The sequence below is a fragment of the Paraburkholderia sp. BL21I4N1 genome, from assembly GCF_002973525.1.
In the GTDB taxonomy this organism is placed as follows: Bacteria; Pseudomonadota; Gammaproteobacteria; order Burkholderiales; family Burkholderiaceae; genus Paraburkholderia.
On the sequence record NZ_PVEN01000026.1, the window covers coordinates 39,779 to 60,162 of the forward strand.

Genomic DNA, 20,384 nt, shown 5'->3' on the forward strand with positions numbered 1-20,384 from the left:
TCGTGGCCTGAAAAGATGCGGCGAATCAATCCGCCGTGTCCGCCGCGGCCGGCACTTTCGCGCGCGCCTTGCCGCCCGGCAGCGGCGACCACGCCGGGCGGCTCTTACGCCCGGAGTCCACCACGACGATGTAGCGGCCTGCCCACGGCGTGACCTGACGATCGCTCTTTAACACCCACAGCGATTTGCCCGATTCGACCAACGCGACATAGTCGGCATCCAGAATGCCGTAGTGATCGAGAAAGGTATTCAACGTCGCGGGAATCCGCACGCAGCCCTTCGAGTGACGAATGCCGAGCACCTGCTCGAGGCGGTCGGGATCGGTGGCGTGCATCTGGAAGCGCATCTGCGAAATGCCGCCCTTGCCCCAGCCTCGTTCGCCTTGCGCCCAGCCAAGGTCGAAGATACGCATGTCGCGCTTGCCATAGCCGCGGATATGGTTTTCGTTCTGCGTACCCTCGGAACGGAAATCCATATTGGCCGGCGTATGTTCGAATACACCGAGCGGCGTAATGAAGTGGTCGTATTCGCCAGGCCGGCCGGTGGAAACCGGCGACGCGCCGATCATCTGCCAGGCGTCGGCCGGTGCGGCGCGGAAGTAGATGAACAGCGCCTGCACGTTGGCGTTGCGATCGACCATCACGACGTATTGGCCCGAGAGATTACCCAGCGCGTGTTCGGCGAGCGCCGATTGCAGGCGCTCGGCGTAGACGCGCTGTTCGGCGGCCGGGACTTTCAACCGGCGCGTGACGTCTTTCGCGAACATGTCACGCAGCAGTAACGCGCGATGCGGGTCGACGACGCCGGCCGCGTCGGGTACGGCGACGGTGGATGCGGTGGATGCAGCGGCAGGCATCGAGCGGTTCGTGGCAAGAGACGCCGAAGCTGGCGCCGATGACGAGGCCTCTCTCGAAGCCGTAGCCGCAGCAGAAGCCCCCTCCGACTTCGACGCCGCCGCAGACGGCGCAGCGGAAGCAGACGCCGCCACAGGCTGCGCCGCCACCGCAACGCCACACGACAGCGCACACAACACCGCCCCAACCGCACGCGTCAGACGACCGAGACAACGACCCGCGCCACTCGCGCGCGAAACAGAAAAGAAAACCAGCATACCCATCACTTCTTTTACATCGTGCCGACACGCCGTCGATACGGAGGTCAGGCGATCGGAAACAGGCTGGCCAGGCCGATTGGAGTAGTTCATCGCGTGTTTGAGCAAACCTGATTATTATTGACAGCTCGCCGGCTCATGCGGCGCTCGGAACGAGAATGTTACTTAGCGCATTGCGATCTGTCGATCATGTCTCGCGGGCCGGCCCGCCATCCACATTCACCGGCGCGCCAGCGCCAACGCTTCAACATTGCGCAAGCGCGCGAGGGAGCAGCAAAGAATCATGACGCAACAGGATCCAGTCGCACGTCAAGCCGGCATTGCCGCGGAAATGCACATGGGCGCCGGGTTCGACGCCGCGCAGGAGATCGAGCGCCGGGTCGCTTTTCTGGCGAACTATCTGCGCGGCAGCAGCCTGAAGACTTACGTGCTCGGTATCAGCGGCGGCGTCGACTCGACCACGGCGGGACGGCTCGCGCAACTCGCCGTCGAGCGGCTGCGCGCCGAGCATTACGACGCGCGCTTCGTTGCGGTTCGCCTGCCCTACGGCACGCAAAAAGACGAAGCCGATGCACAGCAGGCGCTGCGCTTTATCCGCGCCGATGAAAATCTCACCATCGACATCAAGCCCGCCGCCGACGCCATGCTGGCCGCGCTGCATCAAAGCGGCGTACCGTTCGCGGACGATTCGCAACAGGATTTCGTGCACGGTAATATCAAGGCGCGGCAGCGCATGATCGCGCAATACGCGGTGGCCAGCTCACGTGCGGGCGTGGTGATCGGCACGGATCACGCGGCCGAATCGCTCATGGGTTTCTTCACCAAGTTCGGCGACGGCGGCGCCGACGTGCTGCCGCTCGCCGGCCTGAACAAGCGTCGCGTGCGCGCGGTGGCCAAAGCGCTGGGCGCCCCCGAGGCGTTAGCGCACAAAGTGCCGACCGCCGACCTCGAAATGTTGCGTCCGCAACGACCCGATGAAGACGCCTACGGCATCCCGTACGACGACATCGACGATTTTCTGGAAGGCAAGCCCGTGAGCGATGAAGCGCGTCGCGTCATCTTGCGCTTCTACGAGGCTACGCGTCACAAGCGGGCGTTGCCGTATACGCCGTTCGACTGGCCGGTGGCGGTGTCGGTCTCGGCAAAAGGGAAATGACACCAGGAAGTTAGCGAACGAAGGCCAGAGTACGGCAGGCGGCGGAGCGCGGCGTGCGGAAAAATACATGCACCCGTTTCGCCGTCGGCCGCAAAACAGGTCAGAACAAAAACAGACTTAACAACGCCACGCTACACGCACCGCCTAGACGGACGACATACGCTACATACGCGACGTCGGCCGAATCGCCCAAAGCCGCTTGAGCCGCTCAACGAGCGCCCGGCGGTTCGTCGCCGAACAGATCGGCGCTCGCCTCGAGTGTCTGGCCGTGCAACTGCTTGCCGTGAATCTCGCGCGCGATCACATCGCCCACGTACGGCACTTCGGCACTCAGTTCGACCGTGGCGTACGCGCTCGGCTTACCGGCGTCGACCACCTCGATATGCTTCGCGTAATGCCCGAGCTCGCGTTTGAGGAATTCCCGCACCTCGTCGGCGCTACAGGATTCCGCAATGTTGCGCACGATCAGGTTCATGCGGCCTACCCTCGGCGCGCGCCGCGCGCGGAATCACGAGCCGCGCTTTGCACGCGCACGGGACGCAGTGCCGCGCGTTGCTTCGCCTGCGCGGCCGCGAGTTCGCGGATCAGCGCCGCGCCGGCGGCGCCCAATGCAGCCAACGACAAATAGAAGGCAATCATTTAAATCTCCCCAGCGAAATTCGTCCTATTTTCAGCATAGTCACAATCGACCACGAAAGCGATGCGACACAGTGTCGTCAAAGATGAACTTTTTAAGACCTGCCTGAATGCACTGTACCTGAATAAGGCGGTTCGAAAATAGCAAAACAGCGGTTCATTTAACGATGCGGACCCCGTCATGCGGCCGACGTCACACGTCGTTTGCAAAAAACGGGCCTCGATGTGCAATGCCGCAGTATCTGCCGGGGGACGTACGCAACGCGCGGGCTGATCGCGGGGATCCGATCAGTCCGCTGCTTGCACGTTGGCCGCGCTCACCCACCACGCATTCTTGCCGTGCGGCTGCTGAACCAGTACCGCCGACGGATCGTCGACGCCGTCGTCCGCGACCTCGCACACCGCGAGACCGTCGGGCAGGTGCTTGATCTCGCCAGCCTCCTGGAACAGCGCGACCCGTTGCGCGTTCAACGGTCGCAACTGCTTGTACACGTCGAAGCTGATGGCGGCGGGCACGTCGCCGCGAATCCGCAACGCGTCGGCTTTACCGCACAGCACGGGTTCGGCGGCCGATGCGGCGACGCTGGCGAACAGCCAGCTAAAAGCAAGCGTCGCGGCGGCAAGACGTGAATGGTTCATGGTGACTCTCCAGAAAAAAATGGGGCAGCGCGCCGCCCTCGACAAGCAAAGCGGCGCGATTCGATACGCGTGAATGAACGAAACCGGTACCGCGCGCGAAGGCGCGGGGTCTCACGGTGGACTGTCGTGCCCGGCGCCGCGCTCCGCGCTTTCGCCGGTCGCGACGTCGAGCCGGCTAATGTCGCAAGACGTTTGACTGAAACCCGAATAAACCACCGACCAATTGCCGACGATCGCAGCCTGCGCCTCGGCAAGGCTCAATTTGCCTTCGCACACGCAGCGCTTGAGCATGACCGCCGCGCGCGCCTTGCGGCGCTCGCCCTGCTGGCCTGCCCACGGCAGAAGATCGAGATTGGCAGGCGCGTTCGGCGAACCGCCCAGCACGATAGGCACGCGCCGGTCGATAGCGAACGCCGCGCCGTGATCGGCCTCGATGCCGCGATCGGCGAGCAACCGCTCCTTGTGCGCCATCAGTTCGCCGAACGGCGGCGCCACGGTGTCCGCATAACCGGCCCGGCAAATCGTCTCGCTGACGGATTGCTGCGTGACGCGTTCGTCGAGCATGCCGGCATCTTGCGCGCGCGCCTCGCCCATGCGTACCGCGAGTGCCACGGTGAAGCCGAACAGCAACGCGACGCGCGCCCCGCAGCGCAAACGCGCCAAGCCGCGACGGCGCGTTTGCACCGGCGCAACGGCCTCTTCGTATGTACCGCTGGTCGGGTCGCTGGAAGGGTAAGAGCGACGCCCGTTTGCAATGCCTGCGTTCATCGGTCGGCGCGCCGGCAGCGGCACGCAATAGTTCAATTCGCGGACCAATTAGAACACATTCAAAATGCTTACGTAAGAATGTGTGCCTCACGCTTGTCCATGGACAAGCGTGAGTGCCCGTTCCTTCGCGTCACAACGCCGCTTGCTTCGCGGCTTATTGCTCCGCGTGCTGCGCCGCTTACTTCGCCACACGAGCCTGCAACGCGCGAATCCGCGTGAGCGCCTGCGTATTCGACACGGTCGTGTCGTACATCTTCGCGAGATCGGCCTTCAGCGCGGTGCGCGATGCGCCGTCGAGATACACCATATGCCCCGACGGATAGAAACGCGCCGACAGGTTCTGCCGTACCTGCGCACTGACTAGCGGCATTTGCTGCAGATCGAGCACGGTTTGATAGAACGGCGTGACGAAATCGTAGAAGCCGTTTGCCGACAGCACCTTGAGATCGGGATTGAGCGCCATCACGGCGGCGAGATCGCCGGCGGTGTAGAGAATGATGTTGCCCTTCGCGTCCTTGCCCTTCTGCGCGCCGGTCGGATCGATATGGCTGAAATCCCAATACTGGAACGCCTGATCGTTCAGATCGGTGAACGACGAATTCGACGTGTACTTCAACTGCTCGTTCAGATACACGTTCCACATTGTCGTGTAGACGCCGGTGACAGCCGTCATGGTCGGATCGTTGCCGCCGGAGTTCGGGTCGATCTTGCCGGCAATGCCCGTTTCGATCGCCGTCACGCGGCCGTCATACTCGCCGAGCGCGAGACCCTGCGATTTCAGCAAGGTGGTCAGGAACAGCGAATTGCCGCGACTGTCGTACGACGCGATGTCGAGGCTCCACGCTTGCAGGGTCGCTTTGTCGATGCCGGTGTATTCGCTGAGTTTCTCGACCGTCGCGGCGTCGGTGGTCGGAAATTTGCGCAGCGCGGCCAGATAGTCGGTCCGCGCGAATTGCGCCACCTCTTCGGCGAACGTGCCGAGATCCGTGGGCCGCGGCGCGATGCCGAGTTTCTTGTGATACCACGCGTCCGCCGCCGCGGTGGGCAGCGCGCCGACCGGATTGCCGGATTGCGTGTAATCGAGAATCGACGATTGCAGCGTAATGCCGTTCAGGTCGACGCCGTCTTCGTGCAGCCGGTAGGCCAGCACGCAACTGCGCGCCGTGCCGTACGACTCGCCGTAAAGATACTTCGGCGAATTCCAGCGGTTGTTCTTGGTCAGAAAGCGCTTGATGAACTGCTTGAGCGAATCCGCGTCCTGGTCGACGCCCCAGAAGGCGCGATTGGTTTTCGGCGCGATCGCCGCCGAGTAGCCGGTGCCGACCGGATTGATGAAGACGAGGTCGCTTTTGTCGAGCAGGCTGTCCGGATTGTCTTCCATTGCATACGGCGCGGGCGGCGTGAAGCCCGGCATCGACGTTTTGATGCGGCGCGGCGCGAACGAACCCAGCAGCACGAACACCGAAGACGACCCCGGACCGCCGTTATAGAAGAACGTGACCGGGCGCGTTTCTTCCTTCTGGTTGTCCTGCGTGAACGCCACATAGAAGAGACTGGCCTCGGGCAGCGAACTGCTCGGGTCGACGATCACGAGGTGGCCCGCGGTCGCCGTGTAATCGATCTTGTGGCCGCCGATCGAGATCGAATGATGGGTGACCGCGGCGGTCTCGGCGGTATTGGTAATGGAATCGTCCGGACCATTGCCGTAGGCAACCGGATCGAAGAACGGCTGGTCGCCGCCCTTGTGCGCTGCGCCAGCGGCCCCGGCTGCGGCCGAAGCATGCGCATTGTGCGACGACTGCGGACTAGCGGAAGCTGACTCGGTGTTCGTCATGATCGCTCCATGGATACGTTCACGTCTGGTTGGCCGTCTCTGCAAACCAGACTATAGTGCGCCGGCTACCTTCTGACCATTGGGACTGCCGAGTCCCGTACAGGCGTCCCAGCCCACGGACGCCTCGTAACTCCCGTTATTGCCTTGGGTGATGTCGTTGCACACGCCGGCCGCCTTGTACAGCTTGGGGTTGATAAAGCCGACCGGCTCGCCTTTCGCCGCATTGATCCGCGCGATCAGCGCGGCCCACAGCGGCGCGACCGCGCTGGTGCCGCCGACCACCGTCTGCGTACCGTCGATCAGCACGCTGTAGCCGGTCACCGGCGAGGCGTCGCCCGCCACGTCCGGCACGCCGCGCCCGCTGAGCACCGTCTTGACGCCCTTGGCGGAGGTCGACGACAAACCCTGCTGCCACACCGGCACCGGAAACGCCTTACTTACACCGCCGCCGGTCGCACCGCCTTGGGAGCCGTCGTTCCAGACCACCTCGTGCGTGATCGACGTGCCCGACGCGGTCAGATTGGTGCCGCCGCAGGCCAGTACATACGGACTCGAAGACGGAAAGTCGACCTCGTTGCCGCTGCTGACGCCGTCGCTCGACCCGCTGTCGCCCGAGGCCACGCAGACCGTCACGCCAAGCGCCGCCGCGGACTGCAGCGCGCTGTTGAAGGCCTGCAGCGACTGGCTGGTCCAGTTCGACTCCGGGCCGCCCCAGCTGATCGAGATCACCGACGGCTTGTTGGTCGTGTCGTGGATCGCGCGGCTCACCGCGTCGATGAAACCGGCGTCGCTGTTCTGCGTGAAATACACCGCGACCGTTGCGCCCGGCGCGATCGAACCGACGATCTCGATGTCGAGCGTGACTTCGCCGTCCGGACCGGACGGGTCGCCGCTCGGCTGATTGCTTCCCTGGTCGACGCCGACCGATTTCACCGTGGGCGAACCGACGCCGAGACTCGCGAAATAGGATTTGAGGTCGGACGCGTTATAGCCGCCGCCGAGTTCGACGATACCGACGCACTGCCCGCTGCCATCGCCCTGCGGATACTGATAGAGCGCCGCGATCTGCGGTGGCGTGAACGACACCTGATGCCCCTTCGCCGGCTGGAACGGCGGCCGGATGCGGAAGTGCGGCCGCGCCGGCGGCCGGTTGTCGAGTCCGAGTACCGCTTCGACCACGCCGTGCAGGTCGTCCGGCACGCTGATCGTCCCGGTGCGGCCACGGAACTGACCGGTGGTGTGATGTTCGTAGTGCTCCAGCTTGACCGCGAACGCGCTCTGGAACTGCGCGATCGTGCCACTGAGCAGAACCGAGCGCGCCGCCGGATCTTCACGCACCACCGTCAAACCATGCGCGGCGGCGAATACCTTGACCTTGGCCAGGTCTTCCGGCGCGGCGCCGTAGTCTTTGGCAAAGGTTTCGCGCGACAGCGGTTCGACGCCGGGGTCGCCCGCTTCGATACGGCTCATCAACGCATTGAACTGCGCCTGCTGCCGACGGCGCACCATCACGAATACTTCGATCCGCTCCGACGGATCGCATTGCCCGACGACTTTCGAATCTTGCTCCGCCGTTCGCTCGCTGCCTGGCAGCGGGTGCTTATTGACCATGGTGTCGACTCTCCTGTTGGCATGACGGCGCGGGCCGCAAAGCGGACCTGACGCACCGCACGCGTCGCTACAAGCCCATTGCCGCACGAGACGGACTCGCGCGGCACCGTGCTGATTCAAGGACTTCGCCAAACCGTCCGACCAATGCATTCGACCACAGTTCCGGCGCGCGCGGCAGTTAGCCGAATGGCCAACGCCGCGTTGCACCGATGCGCATGTCCGACTGCCCGCGCTATGATGCTGCTGCGGCAATCCAGCCGTTACATTGCCTCGCGCGCCACCCGCGCGCACGATCAAAGAATCAGAGGAACCCCATGTCAATTTCGATGTATCAAGCTTCCCTGCCCGTGCTGATTCGCGGCCTGACGAACCTGCAAGTCATTCTGGGCAAGGCTCAGGCGCACGCGGCGGAAAAGCAGATCGAGCCGTCGGTGTTCACCAACGCACGCCTCGCGCCGGACATGCTGCCGCTGGTCCGCCAGGTGTATATCGCGAGTGACACGGCGAAGGGATGCGCCGCGCGCCTGGCCGGCGTCGAAGCGCCGAAATACGAAGACGTCGAATTGAGTTTCGACGACCTGCATGCCCGCCTTCAAAAGACGATTGATTACCTGAAGGAATTCAATGCGGAACAGATCGACGGTTCGGAAGCGCGCGAGATCACGCTGAAAATGCGCACAGGCCCGATCGAGTTCACGGGCCAGTCGTATCTGCTTGGTTTCGTGCTGCCGAATTTCTTTTTCCATGTGACGACGGCGTACGACATCCTGCGTCACAACGGCGTCGAACTCGGCAAGCTCGATTACCTGGGCGGGATCAAGTAATGCTCAAACGCGTGGCTGGAAAGTGATGATGGCCATGCCGGCCAACGTGAACGCGACGCCCGCCGCATCCCACAGCGTGGGCCGCACCTTGTCCACGCACCACAGCCACAGAATCGCCACTGACACATACACACCGCCGTAGGCCGCATATACACGGCCCGCGGCGGTGCCATGCAAGGTCAGCAGCCACGCGAACAGCGCGAGACTGAGCGCGCCCGGCACCAGCAGCCAGATCGAGCCGCCCTCCTTCAGCCAGCGCCACGGCAAATAGCAACCGACAATTTCAGCCACGGCGGTCACGGCATACAACAGGAAAGTTTTCATCTTGATTGGCGAATAAGCGTGAACCGCATCCCCGTGCGCGGTTCTCTATCGGCTGTATTAACACAATCAGTTGGCGTGCGGGCACGGAGCGTGCGAGAGTCCTGCTGTCCTTTACCGATCGCTATCCATCATGAGCACCGAGTCGCCCTGTATCGACATCTGCAAGTTCGACAACAAAACCGGTCTATGCATTGGTTGTTTGCGCACGCGCGACGAGTGCAAAAGCTGGAAGAAGATGAAAGACAAGCATCGCCGGAAAATCATCGAGGACCGTGCGCGCCGCGAACATAAGCTGAGTAAATAGACTCAATCCAGCGAAAGCCGCAGCGCGAAACCGATCAGCGCCGCCGAGAATGTCCAGCGCTGCAAGGTCTGGGCGAGCGGATGCGCCCGCATCCAGCCAGCAATGCGCGCCGCGCCGACCGCGAACGACACGTCGAAGCACGCGCCGACCGCGAGCAGCACGAGGCCCAACTCGACCATCTGCAACGCCACCGGCCCCGCTTCCGGGCGCACGAATTGCGGCAACAGCACCGAACAGAACAACAGCGCTTTCGGATTCAGCAGGTTGGTCAGCAAGCCCTTCACGAACGACGCCCGCAACGGCTGCGACTCCACACTCGCCACGGCTTCCGCGGCGCCCGCTTCCGGCAATGCAAACACCGGCGAACGGAAAATCTGAATCCCGACCCACGCCAGATACACCGCGCCGCCGTAACGCACCACGTCATACAACCACGGTGCGTTGCGCAACAGCGCGGCCACCCCGCAGGCTGACAGCGTGACGTGCGTGGCACGCGCCAAACCCAGGCCGCCGGCGGCCGCGAAACCGCTGCGTACGCCGCGTCCAATACTGGTTTGCAGGACCAACGCCATGTCCGGTCCCGGCACGGCATAGACGACGAACAGCGCAGCAATATAGACGACCAACAGGTGTGCGGAAATCATAGAAGCCTCTTGTTTTGAGGCCTCTATCTTGCCGCTGCCGACGGAGGGTTTGCTGGCGAATTGCCGGACCACCTGCCTCAAAATTGGAGGAATACGCTAACATCTGGCCTCCCCGACATGATTCGCCCTAAGCCCTTCGCATGCCCCCAAAATCATGACAACCGACCTCGATAAAACCGACCGCGCGATCCTGGCCGCGCTGCAGAAAGACGGCCGCATGTCGAATGCGCGTCTGGCCGATCTGGTGGGCTTGAGCGAGACGCCTTGCGCGCGTCGCCTGAAGCGCCTCGAGCACGACGGCTATATCGACGAGTACCGCGCGGTGCTGTCGCGTTCCGCGCTCGGTCTCGGCGTGGTGGCGTTTGTCTACGTGCGCTTTGCGGTGCACGACCGCGCGGTCGCGACCCGCTTCGAGCGCGAGGTGCAGGCGATTCCCCGCATTCTGTCGTGTCACAACGTGTCGGGCAGCGCCGACTACATTCTGCAGGTGGTGGCGCGCGATCTCGACGATTACGGCACCTTCATGCGCGACGAGATGCGCAGTTTGCCGGGCGTGACGTCGGTGGAATCGGCTTTGTCGTTGCGCGAAGTGAAGGCCCACGGCGGCTTGCCGCTGTTCTGAACGCGCAGCACGGATCGTGGCATAGTCACCCCTTTGATGCGGCGCGAGCCGCCTGAACGAGCACGGAGTTTTTCATGGAACACGACAAGGCGCGAGCCGAAGAAGCCGCCGCGATGGAACGCGTCCTGACCGCAACCCAGCGGGTCAAGACGGCGTTCACGTCACTGCAATCGCAATTCCCGCCGGCGGGCAGCGGCCAGCCGTCGCAATTCGCGCTGACCACGTTCGACGCCGCGCTGCAGGAACTCGAAGACGCCCAGGCCGCGTTCGACGAACTGCTGGGCGATTTGCTCGACGGCAATCGTTGAATTGAGCGGGTTTGCGGCCGTACCTGTTCAAAAAACGATATTGGTCCGCAACCCCACGACCGCCTCGTTGCCCACCCGCTGCGCCGGATTCAGCGGATCCGGCACGCCGCCGGCCGGCCGGAACACGTACTGGATATCCGCCTGCAGTTGCCACCACGGCGCGACCTGATACTGATACGTGGCCTCGACCACGGTCTCCGCACTTCGCGACGGATAACCCGGCGTGCCCAGCGCCGCGGTATCGCTCGCGAGACCCTGCGCATGCGCGCCGATCTTCGCGTAGCCGACCGCTAATCCGGCAACATCGTTGTCACGTCCCTTGAACGGCGCCTTGAGCGTCACGCCCGCGTTCACGCCGAGGTCCACCAGATTGCGATCGCCCGGCGCGCCCATGATTCGCGCGAACACGCCCACCGATTGCGGGCTGTCGCCGCCGCGCTGCCAGACGGTCTGATCGGCGACCGCATAGAAGCTGTAATCGCCGCGGTGATTCGCCGCCACACCGCTGCTCGCCGGGTTCGCGAGCGAGAGCCCGGCGTTGTCGAAACGCGGGTCCGCGAAACGTTGCGTGTTGTACCAGAAGCCGAGTTTGTAGGTCCCCGGCAATCCGTTCGAGTCCACCGCCGACCCACTCGCCGGCGGCTGATTGATCGCGTACTGCACTTCGCCGATAAACAACGCGCCGCCGCGCAAATTGAAATTCGTGCCGTGACGATTCTGCTGCTGCGGATCGCCGACGTCGCTGCCCGCCGGATTGCCATTGAACACGCCGGCCAGCAAGGTCCACGCGTCCGAGGGTTTGGCGCGCACGCGCACCCCGAGCGACGAAAGCGGATACGCGGGCCCACCGGCAGGCAAATCGATCGACGGCAACACCGGCCAGCCGAACGTCGCGTTGACGAAGGGCACGGCGAACTGACTCACCATGAATTCCTGGTCGAGACTTTGCTGCCCGACCTTCACGTCGACCTTGCCGGCGAGCAGCGCTTGCTGATACCAGAGTTCCCACAGCCGCGTGGTGCTATCCGCCTCGATACCGCTCGCGCTTTGCAGTGTCTGCAGATTGCGCGTGCTGAGGTTGGTGCCGTGAATCTGCAAGCCCGACACGTTGAAAGTGCCGCCCGGCAGTCCGAACGCTTTGTCCGTATCGACCACGAGGCCGAACTGGGTCAACCCGTCGTAGGCGCCGCCGCGTTTCGTGCCGCCGCTCAGGTTGTTCAGATACTCGCTGGTTTCCTGCAGGCTGAAGGTCACGCCGTAATTGCCAAGCCAAGGACGTAATCCACCCATGTCGCCGAGCAGATTCGAGCGCTCCCACAAACCGGTCGGCGCGACCGGCGTCGAGTCGGGTGAAGACACCGGCGCGGGCACCGGTGCAGGAACCGGCGCGACAGCGGGCCCCGCTGTCTGCGCCAACGCCGAAGGCACGATCCCAACCGACAGCAACAACGTGAGTCCAACCGGAATGCCGGCCTTCCATCGCCCTGCTTTTCCGGATTGACCGGAATTGCCGGTGTCGATTTCCACCGGGTCAACCCGCACATTGCGCGCACAGCGCGCCACCCCACTCACCGACGACATTTTTACGAACATAAGCTCACTCCCATCGAGCCTGGCTTGAACCGGGCGATGTAAAGACGTGATCGTCCCTCGCAAGCGACGTTGCGATAGCGATCAAAAAGAGGGAGCGTGCGACTGACTGACCGGCGCAAACCGGTCACTGAAGAAGCGCGCTAACCCGAACGGAGCGAGTTAGCGGCGAAGGAACGATCCTGCTGCTAACCCGCGGATACTGCGCCGGCGTAGACCGGCGTCGGACTTCCACTACTAGAGCATGTGTCCACGAGGGACTCCATTTGACGAGACGGGCGGATTGTATTCGGCACGTCTGGAAAATCGCAAGTAAAAATCGTGCAAAGGCCGCGTAAAAGATATCGCACTCCGAATCCCCGTAATGAACGCGCAAGCGCACGGACCCGAGCGCATTGAACCCAACCCAGGATTCCTTCATCGGCCTTGCCTTCCTGTCGCTTCTGAAAGACTTCATGGCCTTTTTGCAACGCGTCGTGCGTGATTCGCGGGACGGCCAAAGAATATTTGCTTCGCTTAACGAAGCATGTTGACTTCTGCTTGCGGGAGTGCATAAAATTCGCCCGTCTTCACAAACGGGGCCAATGCCTTGGACTCAAGCAGTAGTCGATCTTCGAACAGTTTCACTGCCTGACCGCACGACGCCCGCGCATTCTTTTCTCAGCCGCCGTCATGCCAACAGGCAGACGGTGCGCGCCGTAGTAACCCTCTCCGTGCACCTTATTAACTAGCGCCATTCGGGCGCGGCGTGCTTTCGCACATCCGCATTCCGTCTGGCACCGCGTCGCGAGCTTCGGCTCGCGGCCTCGCTGGCTCACGCCGGTTCGAATCGGTTGTTTCGTTCGAATCGCGGCGTGGCTCGGCGTGGCTAAACACGTGGGTGCCGAGTGCATCGGGCAGGTAGCCGCCCGCACCGACACGCACACCGCAAATAAGGAGCCGCCATGACGGACAGTGACAGTTATCCCATATGCCGATCCATCGTCATTCAGTTTTCGTTTTGCCTAAGGAAAGCAGGTAGACGTATGCCGCCGCGCGCCTAGCGCCGCTGCTCCGTGTCTGCCGGCTTTCCGCACACCGCGTAAAGCCCGCGTGAAACAACACGCACGGAGAAAAAACATGTACATCGCTATCCTCGTTCCGACGCTGCAACAAACCCACATCCACAGCGACGCGGCTCTCGCGCTGCACAGCATCAAGCCGCACTGGCTGGCCGTGTTCTGGCATCGAGTCAAAGCGCTGGCTGTCCACGCCGCGTCGTTCTCGCTGTCGTAATCGACTCACCCCTACCCGCAGCACGCCTCCGCGATCCGCATGATCGGCAGTCGTTCGACGACTGACGCCCAGCGGATCCTGAAGGCGCGCCGCATCCGTTCAACCACTCGACAAAATCAGGCGACACACCATGTCCACTCCCATCAACGTCTCACCGCCACGCAGCGCGGTGCTCGACGAGGCACACCTCGGCGATATCAAAGGCGCGCTGGGCACCATCGCCCATCACGACATCGCGCCGCGCCACACCTGGTGGGCGCGTTTCCGTACGCTGCTCGCGATTCTCGGCCCCGGTCTCATCGTGATGGTCGGCGATAACGACGCCGGCGCCTTCGGCACTTACACGCAAGCGGGCCAGAACTACGGCACCACGCTGCTGTGGACCATGCTGCTGCTCGTGCCCGTGCTGTTCGTCAATCAGGAGATGGTGCTGCGTCTGGGCGCCGTCACCGGCGTCGGCCATGCACGGTTGATCTTCGAACGCTTCGGCAAGTTCTGGGGTGCGTTCAGTGTGGTCGATCTGTTCATTCTGAATGCGCTGACGATCGTGACCGAGTTCATCGGCATTACCTTCGTGCTGGATTTTTTCGGCATTCCGAAGGTGGCCGGCGTCTGCATCGCCGCGGCGGTGACGATGGCCGCGGTCAGCACCGGCAACTTCCGGCGCTTCGAGCGTTTCGCGGTCGTGCTGTGTCTGCTGAGCCTGCTGCTGGTGCCGGTGCTGGTGTCGATTCATCCGCCGGTCAGCCAGATGGCGCAAGATTTCTTCATTCCGAACTGGCCAGCTCATTCGAAACTCAGCGACGTGATGCTGCTCGTGATCGGCATTGTCGGCACCACGGTTGCACCATGGCAATTGTTCTTCCAGCAAAGCTACATTGTCGACAAACGCATCACGCCGCGCTTCATGAAGTATGAAAAGGCGGACCTGTGGATCGGTATCGTCTTCGTGATGATCGGCGCCGTGGCGATGATCTCGTTCTGCGCGGCGCTGTATGCCGGCAAACCGGAATTCGGCAATTTCACGGATGCGGGTGGCGTGCTCGCCGGCCTCGAGAAATACGCGGGACGGACCCCCGCCGTGCTGTTCGCGATCGCGTTGCTCGACGCGTGCATCATCGGCGCGGCGGCGGTGTCGTTGTCGACCGCTTATGCGATCGGCGACGTGTTCAAGATTCGTCACTCGCTGCATCGCGGCGTATCGGACGCGAAAGGCTTCTACCTGGTCTACTTCGGTATCATTGCCGCGGCCGCGACGCTGGTGCTGATTCCCGGCAGCCCGCTCGGCCTGCTGACGGAAGCGGTGCAAACGCTCGCGGGCGTGCTGTTGCCGAGCGCGACCGTGTTCCTGCTGCTGTTGTGCAACGACCGCGCGGTCCTCGGCCCGTGGGTGAATTCGAAGAAACTCAACTTCTTCACCGGCGCGGTGGTCTGGGTACTCGTCATGCTCTCCATCATTCTGACGGCGTCCGTCATGTACCCGGACATTACCGGCGAAACGATTATCGAGGTACTCGCGGGCGGCACGCTGATGGCGGTGGCCGGTTACGCGGCGACGCTCGTGGTGCGCAAGCGCCGGCTCGACGCCGCTAACGGCATGGCGCGCGACACGGAGCCGACCTATGCAAAGGATGCACGCGACACGTGGCGCATGCCGCCGCTGGAAGATCTGCCGGCGCCGCAATTGACGATGTCCAAACGCGTGTGGATGGGTGTGCTGCGCGGCTATCTGATCGTGGCGGTCGCGCTGGTGATCGTGAAGGTCGTGCAGATGACGTTGCTGCACTAAGTAACGTTCGCCGGTTTAACGTTTCGCCGGTTGCTGACGTTGCCGCACGGCGCGAAGAATCAGCGGTTGCCGCGCTCGCGATGGTTCGGTGCGGGCGCGGCAGCCGCATTGCGTGCGACCACGCTGCGTCAGTGCCGGTGCAACGCCGCTTAAGGTGCGTCGGTCGAAACGGACGGCTCGCAGAGAATCGGAAAGTTGACCGAATTCGCGACGTAGCACTTTTCATGAGCCGTGTGATGCAGGTGCGCGGCCAGTTCCACGTCGCCCCCCGCCCGGATCACCACATGCGGGCGCAACACGATCTGTGAGAAGCGGCCCTGCTGAGGATCGTCGAGCATGGTGCCTTCGGCGTCGTCGCGATAGTCGAGCACGACGATGCCGGCGTCCGAGCAAAGGTGCAGATACCAGAGCTTGTGGCAGGCGCTGGCGGAGGCGACCAGCAGGTCTTCCGGATTCCAGCGGTCGGCGTCGCCGAGAAAGGCCGGATCCGCCGAGCCGGGAATCGCCGGCTTGCCACCCGAAGTGATCACATGATCGCGACCATAAGCGCGATATCCCGAGGTGCCGCTGCCGCGGTTGCCTGTCCACTGCACCGATACGTCGTATTTGTGCTCGCCGTGCGCCATACCTTTCTCCTTGTCGGTTGAACCGGATTCGGTTGTCGGGACGTGCATTCTATCGGGGACTGTCGGGCGGCGGCGTGGCGGCCGGCATGGGGCATCCGTGCCACGGCGGTCGGCCGGTGCCGCGCGCTAGCGTGACGGCGCGGTTCGGCCGGCGTTACGCACTAGTGCGATGGTGGCGCGGTCCGTCCGGCAAGCCCCGGCGCGCGCGGGTCCGGATTCGCGTACAGACTCGTGCCATTGGCCCGCGCGGCGCTGGGATTGGCGCCTGCGCCACCCGTTGCACCCATCGCGGGCGTGGCGGGCGCTGTGCTCAAACCCGGCATTGGACTTGGACCAGGATTTGGACCCGCCCCCGGCGTCACGCCAAGTCCCGGCAGGCCCGCATTATTCGCGCCGCCCGACTGCGCAGACACCGCGCCGGCGACCCCCAACAGCAGCGCCGAAATCAACGCCGACACCGCGAACCCGCCCGTTACGATCTTCATCGCCCACTCCGTTACTTCGTCGAACTACTCTCACCCGCTGCGTCGCGCCTAACGCGACCGCTCAAAGAGTATGACGACGCCAAACCCGCTTTGTTCAGCGTCGCCGAATCTGCAATCAGCATCAGCAATCGTCGGACGATGCGCGATAATCGCCGGCTTTCCTCACGGACCGCACCGATGACCGCCACCGCTTTCGCCCCCTTCCAGGACCTCGCGCAGACCCTGCTGCCGCACGCTGACGACGACAACGGCGACGGCTCGCACGACACCTCGCATCTGCAACGCGTATGGAAAAACGCCGCGGCCATCCAAGCGGAAGAAGGCGGCGACCCGCAAGTGCTGTTCGCCGCGACGCTGCTGCACGACTGCGTCGCCGTCGAGAAAAACTCCCCGCTGCGCGCGCAGGCCTCGCGCCTGTCCGCCGAGAAAGCGACGCGCGTGCTGACGGCGCTCGGCTGGACGGACGCGGCCATCCAGGCCACCGCGCACGCGATCGAGGCGCACAGTTTTTCGGCCGCCGTGACCCCGGCCACGCTCGAAGCGAAAACGCTGCAGGACGCCGACCGCCTCGACGCGCTCGGCATGCTGGGCGTGGCGCGCTGCTTCTATGTCGCCGGCCGGATGGGGCGCGCGTTATACGATCCGGCCGACCCACACGCCGCGCACCGGCCATTGGACGACACACGCTATACGCTCGACCATTTCCACACCAAGCTGCTGAAACTGGCCTCCGGTTTTCAGACCGCGACCGGCACCCGCTTAGCCGCTATTCGGCACGCCCGTTTGCAGCGTTTTCTCGACGAATTCAGCGACGAAATCTGAATCTGTAACAACGCGGACAAACCTATACAAATCCTTACAAAGCCGCTTGCTGTTCGCGTACACCGCTGGCCTGGCTGCCGCGTTATTGCAGGCACCTACACGCGGAGTCCGCCATGAACAACAACCTTACTTCCACCCAGCCGCAGCGCAGCCGTATTCATCCGTTGGTCGCGGGGGCCGCGGTCGCCGTGATTCTCGCGAGCGCCACCGGCATCGCCGCGATGACGGGTCTGCTGCCCACCTCGCACGCCGTGACGGAACCGGCGACCCCGGCCACCGCAATCGGCGCGATTGCCGCGCAACCTGCGCCGGCCGCACAGATCGCCGCGCCCCAGCCGGTACAGGTTCAACAACCCACGCAACAAATCGCCCAGCAACCCGTGCAACAAGCCGCCCCGGTGCGCCCGCCGGTGCATCACACGCGCCCGCGCCCACCCGTGAACGCGCCGGCCTACGCGAACAATCAGGAATACCAACCGCCGTATCCATCCCCGGCACAGCGGCCGATCGCCGATCCGTACGCGGGCGAAGTCGTCGCCATCAACACGGTACAGACGCCCGAGCCGACCACCGGCCTCGGCGCGCTGGGCGGCGCGGTGGCGGGCGGTCTCGTCGGCAATCAGATCGGCGGCGGACGCGGCAAGATCTTCACGACCATCGCGGGCGTGGTCGGCGGCGGCCTGGCGGGTAACGGCATCGAGCATGCGGTGCGCAAGCAGACTTCCTATCAGGTTCAGGTGCGCATGCAGGACGGCAGCTACCGCAACTTCAACTACGAGTCGCAACCGCCCGTGCAGATCGGCGAACGCGTGCGCGTATCGGGCGATTCGTTGAGCGCTTCATGAGCGTTCAGCCGGTCGGGTCGATTCGACCGGCCGGCACTTGCCAGCGAGGGAATAAGAAGGCCGCCGTGCGCGTTATGATCGAGCGTTACCCGAGGACGCCCGATCGCGCACGATGGAGCACGCCTACCTTCACTTCCTGCATTCGCTCGCCGGGCATCCGGAATGGATGCTCGCGGTCGTCTTTCTTGCGGCTTTTCTGGAGGCCGTCGCCGTCATCGGCACTTTCATTCCGGGCAGCACCGCGATGTTTCTCGCCGGCGCGCTGACCGGCACCGGCTCGCTCAGTCTCGTCTGGGTCTTCGTCTGGGCGATCGCGGGCGCGATTGCCGGCGACGGCATGAGCTTCTGGCTCGGCGGCCGCTACAAGGACCGCATCGTCCAGTTGTGGCCATTCTGCAAACATCCCGAAGTCCTCGAGGCGGGGCACCGCTTCTTTCGCAAGCATGGCGCGAAGAGCGTCGTGCTGGCCCGCTTCGTCGGACCATTGCGGGCCATCGTGCCGGTGGTGGCGGGCATGCTCGGCATGCCGCCGCTGCGCTTCTACGCCATGAACGTGCTGTCCGCGCTGCTGTGGGCGCCGGCCCATATCCTGCCGGGCGTGGTGTTCGGCGCGTCGGTGCTGCTGGCGGGCGCGGTGTCGTTCCGGCTCGTCGTCATTCTCGCGCTGCTGGTGGCGATCGTCTGGCTGAGCTTTCGCGTGGCCCGCTTTCTGCTCTCGCATGCCAATGCCTGGTCGAGCGCCGCGGGCCGCTATATCGGCGGTTGGGCGTGCCGGCATCCGGGTCCGCTTGGCCGTTTCGCGCGCAAGATGCTCGACCCCGAAACGCCGGACGCCAGCAGCGTCCTGCTGACGTCGCTGATCGTGCTGGTGGCGGGCGCGCTGTTCTTCGGCGTGCTCCAGGACGTGATCAGCGGCGACCCGCTGACGCAGGTCGATCTGTCGGTCTATCACTTCCTGCAGTCGGTTCGCACGCCGTGGGGCGACACCGTTCTCGCGAGTCTGGCGATGCTCGGCAGCGGGCTCACGTTGACGGCGCTGGTCGTGACGGTGGTCGTGTGGATGCTGTGGGAGCGGCGCTGGCGCACCATCGGCTACTGGCTCGCCGCAGTCGTGTTTTCCCAATTGCTGATCTACGCATTGCAGTTCGCGATGCGTCGCGCGCCGCCCAACGAATTGATGTCCAGCGCGTACGCGTTTCCGAGCAATCACGTGGCGGCGACGGTGATCGTTTACGGTTTTCTGGCTTTCCTGCTGGCGCGGCGGGTCGGCAAGCTGGAGGGCGTGCTGGTCGCGACCGTCAGCACGGTCGTGGTGATCGTGGTCGCGCTGGCGGGGCTGTACTTCGGTCGCTACTGGGTGTCCGACGCGATCGGCGGCGCGGCCCTCGCCTACGTGTGGGTCGCCATCGTCGCGCTGACCGCGATATGGCGGCATCCGCAGGCGCCGCCGGCCCGTACGCTGATGCCGGTCGTGGTGCTGGCGGTCGTGCTGGTCAGCGTCGGCGTGCAACTGGGTGTCGCGATGCCCGCGCCGCGGCCCGACACCACGTTGCGGCGCCCGCCCGTGCTGGTCACGCAGGCGCAATGGACGCTCTCGGCCTGGAAACGCCTGCCCTGCTATCGCTCGGACATGGGCGGCGATCACAAGGAACCGCTCACGCTGCAGTGGCTGTCGAACGCCGATTCGATTCGCGGACAACTGCGCGCTCAAGGGTGGATCGAGGGCACGGACCTGTCCGCGCACAGCCTGCTCTCGCTCGCGTCGCCCAACGTCGCGGCCGTGTCGCTGCCGGTTCTGCCGAAGCTCAACAACGGCGTGCCGTCGTCGCTGGTCTTCATGCGCGCCGGCGACACTCGCGACGAACGCGACGTGCTGCGCTTCTGGCCAAGCGGTTACGCGGTCGAGAACGGCATCTCGTCGACGCCGCTATGGGTCGGCTCGTTCGCGCACGAGCGGCTGTCGCGGGCGTCGTGGCCGATCAACATCTTGCGGGTCGACCGCTCGGACCACACGCTCGATGCTCACGCGCGCGCCGGGGCGGCGCTCGGTGCGTCGGTGGTGGCCAAGGTGATGTGCGACGGCGTGCAGGTGGCGCTGCTGGCTTCGCCGGTAGAATGAAACGCCGGGTTGACGAACACGCCGGATGCCTGGCTATCCACATGAAGCAGGC

The 20,384-nt window shown here is 64.0% G+C and carries 22 protein-coding genes; 10 read left to right on the top strand and 12 right to left on the bottom strand.

Features of this window, described 5'->3' with window-relative positions; all coding sequences use genetic code 11:
* Positions 1-25: 25 nt before the first annotated feature.
* Positions 26-1,111: a L,D-transpeptidase gene (locus B0G83_RS35500; protein WP_374954971.1), complete on the bottom strand. Its 1,086-nt coding sequence runs from the start codon at positions 1,109-1,111 to the stop codon at positions 26-28.
* Positions 1,112-1,394: 283 nt separating this feature from the next.
* Here B0G83_RS35500 and nadE point away from each other — a divergent pair, with 283 nt between their 5' ends.
* Entirely contained in the window at positions 1,395-2,267 is an 873-nt protein-coding gene (nadE, locus tag B0G83_RS35505) for an ammonia-dependent NAD(+) synthetase (protein ID WP_105511960.1), read from the top strand.
* Positions 2,268-2,475: 208 nt separating this feature from the next.
* Here the strand turns inward: nadE and B0G83_RS35510 are convergent, their stop codons facing one another.
* From B0G83_RS35510 to B0G83_RS35530, 6 genes are all read right to left on the bottom strand, one after another.
* Positions 2,476-2,742: an RNA-binding protein gene (locus B0G83_RS35510; RefSeq protein WP_105511961.1), complete on the bottom strand. Its 267-nt coding sequence runs from the start codon at positions 2,740-2,742 to the stop codon at positions 2,476-2,478.
* Positions 2,743-2,747: 5 nt separating this feature from the next.
* The gene (locus B0G83_RS38820) at positions 2,748-2,906 is read right to left on the bottom strand and encodes a hypothetical protein (protein ID WP_181157170.1); all 159 of its coding nucleotides are present in this window, start codon (positions 2,904-2,906) and stop codon (positions 2,748-2,750) included.
* 285 nt (positions 2,907-3,191) lie between these two features.
* Positions 3,192-3,542: a hypothetical protein gene (locus B0G83_RS35515; protein WP_105511962.1), complete on the bottom strand. Its 351-nt coding sequence runs from the start codon at positions 3,540-3,542 to the stop codon at positions 3,192-3,194.
* A gap of 111 nt (positions 3,543-3,653) precedes the next feature.
* Positions 3,654-4,310, bottom strand: coding sequence for a hypothetical protein (locus B0G83_RS35520; RefSeq protein WP_105511992.1), 657 nt, complete (start codon positions 4,308-4,310; stop codon positions 3,654-3,656).
* 178 nt (positions 4,311-4,488) lie between these two features.
* Entirely contained in the window at positions 4,489-6,144 is a 1,656-nt protein-coding gene (locus tag B0G83_RS35525; protein WP_105511963.1) for a S10 family peptidase, read from the bottom strand.
* 51 nt (positions 6,145-6,195) lie between these two features.
* The gene (locus B0G83_RS35530) at positions 6,196-7,755 is read right to left on the bottom strand and encodes a protease pro-enzyme activation domain-containing protein (RefSeq protein ID WP_105511964.1); all 1,560 of its coding nucleotides are present in this window, start codon (positions 7,753-7,755) and stop codon (positions 6,196-6,198) included.
* Positions 7,756-8,069: 314 nt separating this feature from the next.
* Between B0G83_RS35530 and B0G83_RS35535 the strand changes: the two genes are divergently transcribed.
* Complete coding sequence (locus B0G83_RS35535; RefSeq protein ID WP_105511965.1) at positions 8,070-8,579, top strand: DUF1993 family protein; 510 nt, start codon at positions 8,070-8,072, stop codon at positions 8,577-8,579.
* 3 nt (positions 8,580-8,582) lie between these two features.
* On the opposite strand, the gene B0G83_RS35540 is transcribed toward B0G83_RS35535, so the two are convergent.
* Entirely contained in the window at positions 8,583-8,903 is a 321-nt protein-coding gene (locus B0G83_RS35540; protein WP_105511966.1) for a YnfA family protein, read from the bottom strand.
* Between the two features lie 130 nt (positions 8,904-9,033).
* On the opposite strand from B0G83_RS35540, the gene B0G83_RS35545 reads away from it, so the two are divergent.
* Positions 9,034-9,207, top strand: coding sequence for a DUF1289 domain-containing protein (locus B0G83_RS35545; RefSeq protein WP_105511967.1), 174 nt, complete (start codon positions 9,034-9,036; stop codon positions 9,205-9,207).
* A gap of 2 nt (positions 9,208-9,209) precedes the next feature.
* Here B0G83_RS35545 and B0G83_RS35550 read toward each other — a convergent pair whose 3' ends face one another.
* Entirely contained in the window at positions 9,210-9,851 is a 642-nt protein-coding gene (locus tag B0G83_RS35550) for a LysE family translocator (RefSeq protein ID WP_105511968.1), read from the bottom strand.
* Positions 9,852-10,005: 154 nt separating this feature from the next.
* On the opposite strand from B0G83_RS35550, the gene B0G83_RS35555 reads away from it, so the two are divergent.
* Together B0G83_RS35555 and B0G83_RS35560 are read left to right on the top strand one after the other, a co-directional pair.
* Complete coding sequence (locus B0G83_RS35555) at positions 10,006-10,473, top strand: Lrp/AsnC family transcriptional regulator (protein WP_181157171.1); 468 nt, start codon at positions 10,006-10,008, stop codon at positions 10,471-10,473.
* Between the two features lie 74 nt (positions 10,474-10,547).
* Positions 10,548-10,781: a hypothetical protein gene (locus B0G83_RS35560; protein ID WP_035556356.1), complete on the top strand. Its 234-nt coding sequence runs from the start codon at positions 10,548-10,550 to the stop codon at positions 10,779-10,781.
* Positions 10,782-10,808: 27 nt separating this feature from the next.
* On the opposite strand, the gene B0G83_RS35565 is transcribed toward B0G83_RS35560, so the two are convergent.
* A complete protein-coding gene (locus B0G83_RS35565) occupies positions 10,809-12,374 on the bottom strand; it encodes a carbohydrate porin (RefSeq protein ID WP_258168473.1) in 1,566 nt (521 codons plus the stop codon).
* A gap of 1,116 nt (positions 12,375-13,490) precedes the next feature.
* Between B0G83_RS35565 and B0G83_RS38825 the strand changes: the two genes are divergently transcribed.
* Together B0G83_RS38825 and B0G83_RS35570 are read left to right on the top strand one after the other, a co-directional pair.
* On the top strand, positions 13,491-13,646 hold the full coding sequence (locus tag B0G83_RS38825; RefSeq protein ID WP_181157172.1) for a hypothetical protein: 156 nt from the start codon (positions 13,491-13,493) through the stop codon (positions 13,644-13,646).
* A gap of 130 nt (positions 13,647-13,776) precedes the next feature.
* Positions 13,777-15,435, top strand: coding sequence for an NRAMP family divalent metal transporter (locus tag B0G83_RS35570; RefSeq protein ID WP_105511970.1), 1,659 nt, complete (start codon positions 13,777-13,779; stop codon positions 15,433-15,435).
* A gap of 149 nt (positions 15,436-15,584) precedes the next feature.
* On the opposite strand, the gene B0G83_RS35575 is transcribed toward B0G83_RS35570, so the two are convergent.
* Both B0G83_RS35575 and B0G83_RS35580 read right to left on the bottom strand, forming a co-directional pair.
* Positions 15,585-16,061 (bottom strand): OsmC family protein, encoded by a 477-nt coding sequence (locus B0G83_RS35575; RefSeq protein ID WP_105511971.1) that lies wholly within the window; start codon positions 16,059-16,061, stop codon positions 15,585-15,587.
* A 161-nt stretch (positions 16,062-16,222) separates the two neighbouring features.
* A complete protein-coding gene (locus tag B0G83_RS35580) occupies positions 16,223-16,546 on the bottom strand; it encodes a hypothetical protein (protein ID WP_105511972.1) in 324 nt (107 codons plus the stop codon).
* Between the two features lie 177 nt (positions 16,547-16,723).
* On the opposite strand from B0G83_RS35580, the gene B0G83_RS35585 reads away from it, so the two are divergent.
* From B0G83_RS35585 to B0G83_RS35595, 3 genes are all read left to right on the top strand, one after another.
* Positions 16,724-17,368 (top strand): HD domain-containing protein, encoded by a 645-nt coding sequence (locus B0G83_RS35585; protein WP_105511973.1) that lies wholly within the window; start codon positions 16,724-16,726, stop codon positions 17,366-17,368.
* A 113-nt stretch (positions 17,369-17,481) separates the two neighbouring features.
* On the top strand, positions 17,482-18,213 hold the full coding sequence (locus B0G83_RS35590) for a glycine zipper 2TM domain-containing protein (protein WP_105511974.1): 732 nt from the start codon (positions 17,482-17,484) through the stop codon (positions 18,211-18,213).
* Positions 18,214-18,325: 112 nt separating this feature from the next.
* Entirely contained in the window at positions 18,326-20,332 is a 2,007-nt protein-coding gene (locus tag B0G83_RS35595; RefSeq protein WP_105511975.1) for a bifunctional DedA family/phosphatase PAP2 family protein, read from the top strand.
* The last annotated feature ends 52 nt before the right edge of the window (positions 20,333-20,384 follow it).